12 protein-coding genes and 1 pseudogene are annotated in these 12,532 nt (G+C 74.7%); 11 read left to right on the forward strand and 2 right to left on the reverse strand.

Translation table 11 applies throughout. From position 1 onward, the window contains the following. Positions 1-385 precede the first annotated feature (385 nt). From IF19_RS0124365 to IF19_RS01000000134950, 4 genes are all read left to right on the forward strand, one after another. The gene (locus IF19_RS0124365; protein ID WP_030118474.1) at positions 386-1,063 is read left to right on the forward strand and encodes an ABC transporter permease; all 678 of its coding nucleotides are present in this window, start codon (positions 386-388) and stop codon (positions 1,061-1,063) included. Positions 1,064-1,109: 46 nt separating this feature from the next. Beyond that, a complete protein-coding gene (locus IF19_RS0124370) occupies positions 1,110-1,781 on the forward strand; it encodes an ABC transporter permease (RefSeq protein WP_030118475.1) in 672 nt (223 codons plus the stop codon). Further along, on the forward strand, positions 1,778-2,728 hold the full coding sequence (locus tag IF19_RS0124375) for an ABC transporter substrate-binding protein (protein ID WP_030118476.1): 951 nt from the start codon (positions 1,778-1,780) through the stop codon (positions 2,726-2,728). The genes IF19_RS0124370 and IF19_RS0124375 overlap by 4 nt, the downstream gene beginning before the upstream one ends. A gap of 259 nt (positions 2,729-2,987) precedes the next feature. Next, a complete protein-coding gene (locus IF19_RS01000000134950; RefSeq protein WP_050493916.1) occupies positions 2,988-3,194 on the forward strand; it encodes a DUF2087 domain-containing protein in 207 nt (68 codons plus the stop codon). A 107-nt stretch (positions 3,195-3,301) separates the two neighbouring features. Here IF19_RS01000000134950 and IF19_RS0124385 read toward each other — a convergent pair whose 3' ends face one another. Continuing rightward, a complete protein-coding gene (locus IF19_RS0124385) occupies positions 3,302-4,465 on the reverse strand; it encodes an ABC transporter ATP-binding protein (protein ID WP_030118477.1) in 1,164 nt (387 codons plus the stop codon). A 194-nt stretch (positions 4,466-4,659) separates the two neighbouring features. Between IF19_RS0124385 and IF19_RS0124390 the strand changes: the two genes are divergently transcribed. After that, positions 4,660-5,955 carry an alpha/beta fold hydrolase gene (locus IF19_RS0124390; protein WP_030276931.1) on the forward strand — a complete coding sequence of 432 codons (1,296 nt, stop codon included), beginning with the start codon at positions 4,660-4,662 and terminating at the stop codon, positions 5,953-5,955. Positions 5,956-6,055: 100 nt separating this feature from the next. Here the strand turns inward: IF19_RS0124390 and IF19_RS0124395 are convergent, their stop codons facing one another. Next, positions 6,056-6,628, reverse strand: coding sequence for a rhodanese-like domain-containing protein (locus IF19_RS0124395; protein ID WP_030118480.1), 573 nt, complete (start codon positions 6,626-6,628; stop codon positions 6,056-6,058). A gap of 371 nt (positions 6,629-6,999) precedes the next feature. Here IF19_RS0124395 and IF19_RS0124400 point away from each other — a divergent pair, with 371 nt between their 5' ends. From IF19_RS0124400 to IF19_RS0124425, 6 genes and pseudogenes are all read left to right on the forward strand, one after another. Beyond that, positions 7,000-7,734, forward strand: coding sequence for a PIG-L deacetylase family protein (locus IF19_RS0124400; RefSeq protein ID WP_030122201.1), 735 nt, complete (start codon positions 7,000-7,002; stop codon positions 7,732-7,734). A 65-nt stretch (positions 7,735-7,799) separates the two neighbouring features. Further along, positions 7,800-8,396, forward strand: coding sequence for a helix-turn-helix domain-containing protein (locus IF19_RS0124405; protein ID WP_030118482.1), 597 nt, complete (start codon positions 7,800-7,802; stop codon positions 8,394-8,396). 129 nt (positions 8,397-8,525) lie between these two features. Continuing rightward, entirely contained in the window at positions 8,526-9,491 is a 966-nt protein-coding gene (locus tag IF19_RS0124410) for an NADPH:quinone oxidoreductase family protein (protein ID WP_030276933.1), read from the forward strand. Further along, on the forward strand, positions 9,488-10,678 hold the full coding sequence (locus IF19_RS0124415) for an acyl-CoA dehydrogenase family protein (RefSeq protein WP_030118485.1): 1,191 nt from the start codon (positions 9,488-9,490) through the stop codon (positions 10,676-10,678). The genes IF19_RS0124410 and IF19_RS0124415 overlap by 4 nt, the downstream gene beginning before the upstream one ends. After that, a pseudogene (locus IF19_RS1000000136445) lies at positions 10,675-11,814 on the forward strand (acyl-CoA dehydrogenase family protein); the annotation flags it as partial. The gene IF19_RS0124415 and the pseudogene IF19_RS1000000136445, both read left to right, overlap by 4 nt. A 100-nt stretch (positions 11,815-11,914) precedes the next feature. Beyond that, complete coding sequence (locus IF19_RS0124425; RefSeq protein ID WP_030118488.1) at positions 11,915-12,430, forward strand: hypothetical protein; 516 nt, start codon at positions 11,915-11,917, stop codon at positions 12,428-12,430. The last annotated feature ends 102 nt before the right edge of the window (positions 12,431-12,532 follow it).

Genomic DNA, 12,532 nt, shown 5'->3' on the forward strand with positions numbered 1-12,532 from the left:
GCCGGGACCGGAACGGAGTCGCTATACGCCCTATGTATACATGGGGCGTATAGTCGACCGGTCGTGCAGGCCCGGAACATGTGGGGGTGGGGTCGCCGCTCGTCCTGCGCGGCGGACCGTCCTGTCGACGATCAAGACGGCGACGGGGCGCGGGGGGTTGCTCGGGCGGTCCAGGTCGTTCCGGATCGCGCCACGCCCGTACCGATACGTCCGTTCCGCCCCCCGGCCCATGTCCGTCCCCGCCCCCGGCCCGCGCCCGGCCCCTGTTCGGGTCTCGTGGCGGCCCGGTGCCGGGTCCGCCGGGGCGCGGACGCGGCTCGTTCCCCCGCACCCGAACGGCGGCCCGCGGCGGGCGGCGGGACGGCGGCCGCGTTCGAATGGGCGGATGACGGCGCCCCCGGACGACTGCCTCGCCCGCAACGAGTGGATCTGCGGCGCCTACCTGTCCAGCCGCCGCGAGATCCTCATCGACGCGGTGCTGCAACACCTCCAGCTGACGGTCGCGTCGGTGGCCATCGCCCTCCTGATCGCCGTCCCCCTGGCACTCGCCGCCCGCCGGTGGCGCTGGGCGGCCGGCCCGGTGCTCGCGACCACGACGGTCCTCTACACGATCCCGTCGCTCGCGATGTTCTCGCTGCTGCTGCCGCTGTACGGGCTCTCCGCCGCACTGGTGATCGCCGGGCTCGTCCTGTACTCCCTGACGCTCCTCGTCCGCAACATCCTCGCCGGACTCCGGGCCGTGCCCGAGGAGACCCGGCAGGCAGCACGCGGCATGGGGTACGGGCCGCTGCGCCTGCTGCTCGCCGTCGAACTGCCGCTCGCGCTGCCCGCCGCGATGGCCGGGCTGCGCATCGCCACCGTCTCCGCGGTCTCCCTGGTCACCATCGGGGCGATCGTCGGCCACGGCGGGCTCGGCAACCTCATCTACTCCGGCATGAACACCTATTTCAAGGCCCAGGTGCTCACCGCCTCCGTGCTGTGCGTCCTCATCGCCGTCGCCGCCGAACTGCTGCTTCTGGGGGCGGGGCGGCTGCTGACCCCCTGGACCCGGAGGCAGGCGTGAACGTACGCACGGGGGGCGCGCGGACGCCCCGGAACGGGAGCCCGGTGTGAACACCCTCTCCGACACCTGGTCCTGGCTGACCACCGCCGCCCACTGGTCCGGCCCCGACGGCGTCTGGCACCGGCTCGGCGAACACCTCTTCCTCACCGCCGTCTGCCTGCTCATCAGCTGCCTGATCGCCCTGCCCGTCGCCCTGGTCCTGGGCCACCTCGGCAAGGGCGGCGCACTCGCCGTCAACCTCTCCAACGTCGGGCGGGCCGTGCCCACCTTCGCCGTCCTGGTCCTGCTGCTGCTCACGCCCATCGGCACGCACGGCCAGTGGTCGACGATCATCGCGCTCGTCCTGTTCGCCGTGCCGCCGCTGCTCACCAACGCCTACGTCGGGATGCGCGAGGTGGACCGGGACGTCGTCCGGGCCGCCCGGGGCATGGGCATGACCGGCCGCCAGATGCTGGTGGGCGTCGAACTGCCGCTCGCCCTCCCGATGATCCTCACCGGCGTGCGGATCGCCGCCGTCCAACTGGTCGCCACCGCCACCCTCGCCGCGCTGGCGGGCGGCGGGGGACTGGGCCGGATCATCACCGCCGGCTTCAACCTCGCCTCCACCCCGCAGGTGGTGGCCGGAGCGATCCTGGTGGCCGTCTTCGCGCTCCTCGTCGAGAGCCTCTTCGAGGCCGGTCAGCGGCTCGCTTTGCAGCGCGGCCGGGAGGCCGCGTGAACCGCGTCCGCCGCGCCCTGGCCGCGCTGGCCCTCCTCGCCGCCACCGCCTGCGCCGGCGGCCCGTCCCTGGAGAACCGGGGCGAGGTCACCGCCCCGCCCGGCGACAGCCGGGAACTGACCGTCGGGTCGGCCGGGTTCACCGAGAGCGACCTGCTGGCCCAGCTGTACGCCCTGCTCCTGGAACACGCCGGATACTCCACCGACCTCATCTCCGTCACCAACCGGGAGATCTACGAACCCGCCCTGGAGAACGGCCAGATCGACGTCGTACCGGAGTACGCGGCGACCTTCGCCGACTGGCTGGGCGCCAAGGCCCACGGGGCCGACGCGAAACCCGTCGGATCGCCCGACCTCACCACCACGATGAAGGCGCTCCGCGAGCTCGCCGCCCCGCGCGGGCTGACCGTCCTCGACCCCGGCCGGGCCGTCGACCAGAACGCCTTCGCCGTCACGGCCGCGTACGCGAAGAAGCACGGGCTCCGGACGCTCAGCGACGTCGGCGCGGCGAAGCTGCCCGTACGGCTTGCGGCGGGCGACGAGTGCGTACAGCGCCCCTACTGCGCCCCCGGGCTGCGCTCGACGTACGGCATCGACGTCGTCGCCGTCGATCCCAAGGGCGTCGGCACCACCCAGGCCAAGCAGGCCGTCCAGAGCGGGCAGGACCAGATGGTGCTGACGACCACGACCGACGCCACGCTGGACCAGTTCGGGCTGGTGCTGCTGGAGGACGACAAGAAGCTCCAGAACGCGGACTACGTGGTTCCCGTCGTCAACCGCGCCCGCGCCGGGAGCGCCGGCGTGCGCGACGCCCTCGGCCGCCTCAACACCGTGCTGACCACCGCCGACCTGGCGTCGATGAACGAACAGGTCGACAGCTGGCGCCGACTGCCCGAGGACGTCGCGCGCGCCTACCTGGAGGCGAAGAAGCTCCTCCCGAAGGGCTGAGCCCGGCGGACGGCCGGACCGACGGGCCGGCGGACGGGCGGGTCGGGGACGGCCGGGCCGACGGCCGGACCGACGGGCCGACGGGCGGACTGTGCGGGGCTGTCCCGGGGCCGGGCGAAAACGCGTTGCCCGCCCCCGGGAACCCTGCGACGCTTCCGGGCATGTCTGCCGCACCTGACACCCTGCCCGCCCGGACGCCGTCGTCCGCCTCCCGTACGCACTCCGTGGGGCGCTCTTCTCGCGCGGCCGCCTCGTCGCGATCCCGCGCAGGCCGGCCCGGCGTGAGCAGTTGCTCGCCCACCTCGCCGACACGCTGTTCGAGCGGGAACGCTCGTACACGGAATCCGAGGTGAACGAGGCGCTGCGCACCGTCCACGAGGACTGCTCCGCGCTGCGCCGCTATCTGGTCGTCGCGGGGCTCATGGTGCGCACCCGGGACGGCACGAGCTACCGGCGCGGCCGCTGACCGGGCGGTTTCGCGGCCCGCGTCGGGCTAAGGCGCCGGGACCGGGGCCGGTGCGCACGCCCCGGTCCGGCGGCGGCGCCCCTCACCCGGTTCCGCGCCCCGTCGGCTCAGGCGTCCGACACGGAATCGAATTCCACCTCGTCGCGCCCCACGCCCTGCGCGTCCGCGTCCACCGACCGGCGCAGGGCCTCGTGCAGCTTCGCCGGGGTGAGGACGCCGAGGAACAGGCTCCCGTCGAGCACCGCCACCCACCCCGCGTCGTACTGGAGCATCTCGCTGAACGCCTGCTTCAGCGGGGCGCCCACCGGCACCCACGCGTCCATCCGGCGTGCCAGCGACCCCACGCGCTCGCCCTCCCGGGCGGGCCGCAGCGCGTCCGCCGACACCCAGCCGTGCAGCTCGCCCGCACCGTTCAGCACCACCGCCCACCGGGCCCCGGACGCCGCCAGCCGGGCCGCCGCCTCCCGGGCGGACTCCGCCAGCAGCGCCACCGGCGGCTCCTCCAGGTCCTCCGGCTCGATCGCGGTGACCGAGAGCCGCTTCAGCCCCCGGTCGGAGCCCACGAACCGGGCCACGTACGGGGTGGCGGGGGTGCCGAGCACGGCGGCCGGGGTGTCGAACTGCTCGATGCGCCCCTCCCCGTACACCGCGATCCGGTCGCCCATCCGCACCGCTTCCTCGATGTCGTGCGTCACCATGAGCACCGTCTTGCGCACCCGCTGCTGGAGGGCCAGGAACTCGTTCTGCAGCCGCTCCCGCACCACCGGGTCCACCGCGCCGAACGGCTCGTCCATCAGCAGGACCGGCGGGTCCGCCGCGAGCGCCCGCGCCACGCCCACCCGCTGCCGCTGGCCGCCCGAGAGCTGCGCCGGATAGCGCGAGCCGTACGTCGCCGGATCCAGGCCCACCAGGTCCAGCAGCTCCGCCGCCCGCTCCCGGGCCCGCGAGCGCTTCCAGCCGACCAGCGCCGGAACGGTCGCGGTGTTGTCCAGGACGGTCCGGTGCGGGAAGAGGCCGACCTGCTGGATGACGTAGCCGATGCGGCGGCGGAGCTTCACCGGGTCGATCTTCGCGATGTCCTCGCCGTCCACGAGGATCCGGCCCGACGTCGGCTCGATCAGCCGGTTCACCATCATCATCGTCGTGGTCTTGCCGCAGCCGGAGGGCCCCACCAGCGTGACCAGCTCGCCCTCCGCCACCTCGAAGGACAGCCCGTCGACCGCCGTCGTCCCGTCCGGATAGACCTTGCCGACCTGCTCGAACCGGATCATGCCTGAACGCTAGGAGCGCCCCGGCCGGACCGCACACGGGCCGGGACCGTCCGGGGCACGCCCTCGCGCGACCGGTGGCACGGGCATGTGCTGGACTGGGCCTCCCGCCCGATCGGCCCGCGCCCCGCACCGGCGCGCACCTCGCGTCGGCCCGCGCCCCCGGCCGGTCCGTACCCCGGATTCAGGAGTTCCCCGTGAGCAGTTACCGCCAGCCCGGAGTCGTCCTCACCGACCGGCACTTCACCGTGCCCCTCGACCACAGCGACCCCGGCGGCGAGCAGATCGAGGTCTACGGCCGGGAAGCCGTCGCCGCCTCCCGCGTCGGCGACGACCTGCCCTGGCTGGTCTACCTGGAGGGCGGCCCCGGCTTCGGCGCGCGCCGCTTCGTCGGCGCCGAAGCCTGGCTCGGCCGGGCCCTGCGCGACTTCCGCGTGCTCCTGCTCGACCAGCGCGGCACCGGCCTCTCCACCCCGGCCAACCGGCAGACCCTGCCCCTGCGCGGCGGCCCGCGCGAACAGGCCGCCTACCTCGCCCACTTCCGTGCGGACTCCATCGTCCGCGACTGCGAGCTGATCCGGCCGCGGCTCACCGGCGGAGCGCCCTGGACCGTCCTCGGCCAGTCCTTCGGCGGCTTCTGCGCCGTCCGCTACCTCTCCGCCGCCCCGGAAGGGCTCAAGGAGGTCCTGATCACCGGCGGGCTGCCATCCCTCGACGCGCACGCGGACGACGTCTACCGGGCCGCGTACCCGCGCATCGAGCGGAAGGTCGCCGCCCACTACGCCCGCTACCCGCAGGACGTCGAGCGCGCCCGCGCCATCACCGCGTACCTGGCCGAGCACCGGCCCGAGAGCGCCGGCCACCGGCTCACCCCGGAGGGCTTCCAGTCGCTCGGCATCCTCCTCGGTTCCGGCAGCGGCAGCCACCAGCTCCACTACCTGCTGGAGAACGCCTTCGTGCGCACCCCGCACGGCACGGAACTCTCCGACGCCTTCCAGGAGGCGATGCACACCTCCGTCTCCTTCGCCGGCCACCCGCTCTACGCCCTGCTGCACGAGGCGATCTACGGGCAGGGCGACCGCGCCACGGACTGGGCGGCGGAGCGCGTACGGGGGGAGTTCCCGCAGTTCGACGCGGCGGCTGCCCTCGCCGGCGACGGGCCCGTCCTCTTCACCGGCGAGACCGTCCACCCCTGGCACTTCGACGTCGACCCGGCGCTGCGCCCGCTCCGCGAGACCGCCGAACTGCTGGCGCGGCGCACCGACTGGCCGGTGCTGTACGACCCCGAGCGGCTGGCCGCCAACGAGGTCCCGGTCGCGGCGGCCGTGTACCACGACGACATGTACGTGGACACCGCCGACTCCCTGCGCACGGCTGCCGCCATCCGGGGGCTGCGGACCTGGGTGACCGACGAGTACGAGCACGACGGGGTGCGCGCGGGCGGCCCCCGGGTCCTGGACCGGCTGCTGGCGCTGGTGCGCGACGAGGTGTGAGACGGGTTCCGGGGCCCGGCCGCGCCTGGTGACCGGGGGCCGAGAGGCGGGGCGCGCCGGACGCGCCCCGCCCGGGCCCCCTGGAGGCCCGGCCCCGGGCTCAGCGCTGGAGTTCGGCCAGGGTGGCGTCGAGGTCGCCGACGGCGCGCGGGGCACGGTTGTGCGGCAGCTTCGACAGGACCGCCGCCATTCCGCAGGTGTCGCTGACCGCCGCGTACACCAGGCCCGCGCCGACGCCCGCGGAGAGCCAGCGCGCCGCCGGGAAGCGGACCCCCGCCGCCAGCCCGGCCACCACCAGCGACCCGGCCGCGAGCCGCACCTGGCGCTCCATGGGCCAGGTGGAACGGGCGCCCTCGGGCTGGTCCAGGCCGCGGCCGTCGCCCTCCCAGGCCGAGGTGCCGCCGGTCAGCGTCACGGCCTCGATGTCGGCGCCCGCGAGGATCTCGCAGGCCCGGGTGGACCGCACCCCGGAGGCGCACACCACCAGCAGGGAACCGCGTGCGGAGGCCGACTTGAGCGCCGGGAGCGCGTCCGGCAGCTTGTCGAGCGGGATGTTCAGGGCGCCGGGCACATGCCCGGAGGCGTACTCACCGGGCGCCCGCACGTCGATGACGGTGAACTCCTCCAGGCGGGCTGCGGCCTGGGCGGGGGAGAGGGAGGCGGGGGTGGGCACGAGCGGTTTCCTTTCGTTCGCCGGGCGGCGGGGAGGGGCCCTCCTGTCCGGGAGGACGGAACCCCCGTCCGGCCCGGGCGCGCCGGGCCGCCCGTCTTCGCGGTGATCGTCACCGGCCTCCAGCGTCGCACGTCCGAGCGTGCCACCCGGGCTCGCGGTGGGGCGGCCCCGGCGCCGGACCGGTCCCGCACGTGTTCCCCGCGCCGCGGACCTCATGCGCGGTGACCTGCACCGGAGGGGTGGCGTGCGGACTCGGGGCCGCTACGGCGGAAGCCGCGCGGGGTGCGTCCGCCGTACGCCGTACCGGCGCCCGCACGGGCACCCGTACCCGAGCGCCTGCCGCCGTGGCCGTACGTGGGTAGCCTGCCGGTATGACCTCGCAGCGACTGGAACCCATGCCCTCCGACTGGCGGCGTGCCCTGGCCGTGGTCGCCCACCCCGACGACCTGGAGTACGGGGCGGCCGCCGCCGTGGCCGAGTGGACGGACGGCGGGCGCGAGGTCGTCTACCTGCTCGCCAGCCGCGGCGAGGCAGGGATCGACACCCTGCCGCCCGAGGAGTGCGCCCCGGTGCGCGAGCGGGAGCAGCGGGCGAGCGCCGCCGTCGTCGGCGTACGGACCGTGGAGTTCCTGGACCACCGCGACGGGGTGATCGAGTACGGCACCGGGCTGCGCCGCGACATCGCCGCCGCCATCCGCCGCCACCGCCCCGAACTGGTGGTCACCCTCAACCACCGGGACACCTGGGGCGGGACCGCCTGGAACACCCCCGACCACCGCGCCGTCGGGCGTGCCACGCTGGACGCGGTGGCCGACGCGGGCAACCGTTGGATCTTCCCGGACCTCACCGAGCAGGGCCTCCAGCCGTGGGACGGGGTGCGCTGGACCGCCGTGGCCGGCACCGACCGGCCCACGCACGCGGTCGACGCCACCGCCGGTCTCGAACGCTCGGTCCGGTCGCTGCTGGAACACCGCACGTACATCGAGGCGCTGACCCGGGAGGACCCGGAACGGTACTGCCGGACCTTCCTGACGGGCATGGCCGAGGCGTCCGCCGAGCGGTTCGGCGGACGGCCGGCAATCCCCTTCGAGGTCTTCGCCCACTGAGCTCCGGCTCGCGTGCCGGGTTTTGGCGGGTTGACAAAGCCGCTTGCCGATTCTGCAATGGCCGGATGAAGGAACACGACCGGGACGACCCGGAACTGGACGCCGTCCTCTCCGGGGTCGGACCCCGCCTGCGCCGGCTGCGCAAGGAGCGCGGCGTCACCCTCGCCGCCCTTTCGGCCGCCACCGGCATCTCCGTCTCCACGCTCTCCCGCCTGGAGTCCGGCGGCCGCCGCCCCAGCCTGGAGCTGATGCTGCCGATCGCCCGCGCCCACGAGGTGCCGCTCGACGACCTGGTGGGCGCCGCCCCGGTCGGGGACCCCCGGGTGCGGGCCAAGCCGATCGTGCAGCACGGCCGGACCATGCTGCCGCTGACCGCCCGCCCCGGCGGCCTCCAGGCGTACAAGCTGATCCAGGAGCCGGGCGGCGGACCGCCGGAGCAGCGCACGCACGAGGGGTACGAGTGGCTGTTCGTGCTCTCCGGGAAGCTGCGGCTCCTGCTGGCCGAACACGATCTGGTGCTGGAGCCGGGGGAGGCCGCCGAGTTCGACACCCGGCTGCCGCACTGGTTCGGCCCGGCCGAGGACGAGACGGTGGAGTTCCTGAGCCTCTTCGGGCCGCAGGGCGAGCGCATGCACGTACGGGCGAAGCCCAGGCGCGGCTGACGGCCGGGGGCCGTCCGGCGGCCCGGATCGAGGTGTTCCCAGATTAGCAAGCGACCGCTTAGTATGCGGCTGCAGTGGTAATGCCGACCGCTCCGGCGGTTGACGCCGACAGTGTTGTGGAGGCCCCTCATGCAGGCATGGCGAGTGCACCGGAACGGCGAGCCGGGCGAGGTGATGCGGCTGGAGGAGACGGACCGGCCGACGCCCGGCGACGGGCAGGTGCTCGTCGAGGTCCGCGCGGCGAACGTCAACTTCCCCGACGCCCTGCTCTGCCGGGGCCAGTACCAGGTGCGGCCCCCGCTGCCGTTCACCCCGGGCGTCGAGGTGTGCGGCACGACCGAGGACGGCCGGCGGGTCCTCGCCACCCCCGTCCTGCCCCACGGCGGCTTCGCCGACTTCGTCGTCGCGGACGAGGCGGCCCTGCTGCCCGCCCCCGACGCGCTGGACGACGCCGAGGCGGCCGCCCTGCACATCGGCTACCAGACCGGCTGGTTCGGCCTGCACCGCCGCGCTCGCCTCCAGCCCGGCGAGACCCTCCTCGTGCACGCGGCGGCCGGCGGCGTCGGCAGCGCCGCCGTCCAGCTCGGCAAGGCGGCGGGGGCGAACGTCATCGGCGTCGTCGGCGGCCCGGAGAAAGCCGCCGTCGCCCGGGAACTCGGCTGCGATCTGGTCGTCGACCGGCGGAGCGAGGACATCGTCGCCGCCGTCAAGGAGGCCACCGGCGGGCGCGGCGCGGACGTGGTCTACGACCCGGTCGGGGGCGACGCGTACGCCAAGTCCGCGAAGTGCGTCGCCTTCGAGGGGCGCATCCTCGTCGTCGGCTTCGCCAGCGGCAGCATCCCGGCCCCGGCCCTCAACCACGCCCTGGTGAAGAACTACTCCGTCGTCGGACTCCACTGGGGCCTGTACAACACCAAGGACCCGGCCGCCGTCCGCGCCTGCCACGAGGAGCTGACCGAGCTCGCCGAACAGGGCATCGTCAAGCCCCTGATCAGCGAGCGTGTCGCCATGGCCGGTGCCGCCGACGCCGTCCGGCGCGTCGCCGAGGGCACCAGCACCGGCCGCATCGTCGTCCTGCCCGGAGGCGCCCGATGAGCCCCGCCGCGGACGCCGCCGAGGTCCGCCGCCGCACCCGGGAGCTGCTCGCCGCGCACCCGCCCGCCACCACCGGCCGCACCGACTTCCTGAAGGCCCGCTTCGACGCCGGCCTCGCCTGGGTCCACTACCCGGTGGGCCTCGGCGGGCTCGACGCGCCCCGCTCTCTCCAGCAGGTCGCCGACGCCGAACTCGCCGCCGCCGGCGCGCCGGACAACGACCCGCGCCGCATCGGCATCGGTCTCGGCATGGCCGCGCCCACCATCCTCGGCTTCGGCACCGACGAGCAGAAGCGCCGCTTCCTGCGCCCGCTGTGGGTGGGCGAGGAGGTCTGGTGCCAGCTGTTCAGCGAGCCGGGCGCCGGATCCGACCTCGCGGCCCTGGCCACCCGGGCCGTCCGCGACGGCGACGAGTGGGTGGTCGACGGCCAGAAGGTCTGGACGTCCAGCGCCCACCTGGCCCGCTGGGCCATCCTCATCGCCCGCACCGACCCGGACCTCCCCAAGCACCAGGGCATCAGCTACTTCATCTGCGACATGACCGACCCCGGCGTCGAGGTCCGGCCGCTGCGCCAGATCACCGGCGAGGCCGAGTTCAACGAGGTCTTCCTCACCGGGGTCCGCATCCCCGACGGCCACCGTCTCGGGCCCGTCGGCGACGGCTGGAAGGTCGCCCGGACCACCCTCATGAACGAGCGCGTCTCCATCGGCGGCTCCCGCATCCCGCGCGAGGGCGGCATGATCGGCCCGGTCTCGCGGACCTGGCGCGAACGCCCCGAACTGCGCACCCCCGACACCCACCAGCGCCTGCTCACTCTCTGGGTCGAGGCCGAGGTGGCCCGGCTCACCGGGGAGCGGCTGCGCCAGCAGCTCGTCGCCGGACAACCGGGCCCCGAAGGCTCGGGCATGAAGCTCGCGTTCGCCCGGCTCAACCAGGAGATCAGCGGCCTGGAAGTCGAACTCCTCGGCGACGAGGGACTGCTGTACGGCGACTGGACCATGGTCCGCCCGGAGCTGGTCGACTTCACCGGACGGGACGCGGGCTACCGCTACCTCCGCTCCAAGGGCAACTCCATCGAGGGCGGAACCAGCGAGGTCCTGCTGAACATCGTGGCCGAACGCGTCCTCGGGCTGCCCGCCGAACCCCGCAACGACAAGGACGTCGCCTGGAAGGACCTGAGCCGATGACCGCCGCCGCACAGCCGCCCGCCGCCACCCCCGGGCAGCCGACCGCCACCCCCGACCTCCTCTACACCCAGGACGAGGAGGACCTGCGCTCCGCCGTACGGGCCCTCCTCGCCGACCGGGCCGACGCGCCGGCGGTGATCGCGGCGACCGAGTCCGACACGCCGTACGACCCCCGGCTCTGGGAGGCGCTGGCCGCCGGCATCGGCGCCGCCGGCCTCCTCGTACCGGAGAAGCTCGGCGGCCAGGGCGCGTCCCACCGGGAGGCCGCCGTGGTCCTGGAGGAGCTGGGCCGCAGCGTGGCCCCCGCCCCGTACCTGACCAGCTCCGTCGTGGCCACGGAAACGCTGCTCGCACTGGCGCGGGACGACGGACCGGCCCCCGCACTCCTGTCCGAGCTGGCCTCCGGCGCCCGTACGGCGGTGCTCGCCGTCCCCTTCGCCACCCCGCCCGCCGGTGCGCGGGCGGCCCTCACCCCACTCGACGGCACGGTACGGGGAGTCGCCGACGCGGCCGCCGCCGACGTCCTGCTCGTGCCGACCTCGGAGGGGCTGTACGCGGTCGAGGCGACGGCCCCCGGAGTGGCGGTGGAACCCCTCGTACCGCTGGACCTGACCCGCCCCCTCGCCACCCTGACCCTGGCCGGCGCCACCGGGACCCTGCTCGCCGACGCGGAGGCGAGCACCACCGCCGTACGGCGCGGCCTGCTCGCCGGGGCCGGACTGCTCGCCTCCGAACAGCTCGGGATCGCCGAGTGGTGCCTCACCGAGACCGTCCGGTACACCCGCGAACGCCACCAGTTCAACCGGCCCGTGGGCTCCTTCCAGGCGCTCAAGCACCGCATGGCGCAGCTCTGGCTGGAGACCGTCTCGGCCCGCGCCGCCGCCCGCAAGGCCGCCGACGCGCTGGCCACCGGCAGCCCCGACGCCCCGCTCGCGGTCGCGGTGGCGCAGGCGTACTGCTCCGGCGTCGCGGTCCACGCCGCCGAGGAGTGCGTCCAACTGCACGGCGGCATCGGCATGACCTGGGAGCACCCGGCGCACCTGTATCTCAAGCGCGCCAAGGCGGACTCGATCGCGTACGGCTCGGCGGGCAGCCACCGGAGCCGTCACGTACGCGCCGCCCGCTGGTCCGATCCGGTGGTGCGCGCGTGCGGGGCGCTCCGTTGCGCCCCCGCCCGGCGTTTGGCCGTGGGGCGCGGCTGCGGCCCGGACACGACCGACAAGGGTGAGGCAGGCGATGACGGACATGGATCGCAGGAGCGTTCTGCAGTTGACCTCGGCGGCGGCCGTCGCCGGGGGGCTGGTCGCCGGGTCCGGCGGAACGGCGCAGGCGGCGCGCAGGGCCGCCCGCCGCATCGTCCTGACCGGCAGGCGCACGGGCGCCAACATCCCGGACGTCCTCACCGCCGGAGTCCCGTACTTCGTCCGCTACGACCTGTCGGACGCGCAGGGCGCCGCCGTGGGCACCGAGAACGCGCACTGCCTGCCCGTCGCCGTGGACCTCGACGGCTCGTTCGTCCTGGCGACGCTGGTCCTGAGCCTCGACGACGGCCTGATCACCGCCGCCACCGCCTACCAGCGGCCGCTCCCCGCCGTCACCGAGTCCCCGGTGAACCCGCGGCCGTGGTCCCACACCTTCGCGATCACCGGCGGCACGGAGAGCTACGCCGCGGCGTCCGGCTCGATCACGATCGACCACCGGACGAGGGACGAGGACGTCCTCACCATCGACCTGGCCGACACCGCGCCGTAGACCCGGGCGGCACGCCCCCGCTCGCCCCGGCCCCGGCACGCCTCGTTCCGCCCGTCGGGCGGGGTGTACCGGGGTCTTTGACGTGCTGTTTAATTGCGACCT

It is taken from the genome of Streptomyces californicus (assembly GCF_000717645.1).
In the GTDB taxonomy this organism is placed as follows: Bacteria; Actinomycetota; Actinomycetes; order Streptomycetales; family Streptomycetaceae; genus Streptomyces; species Streptomyces californicus.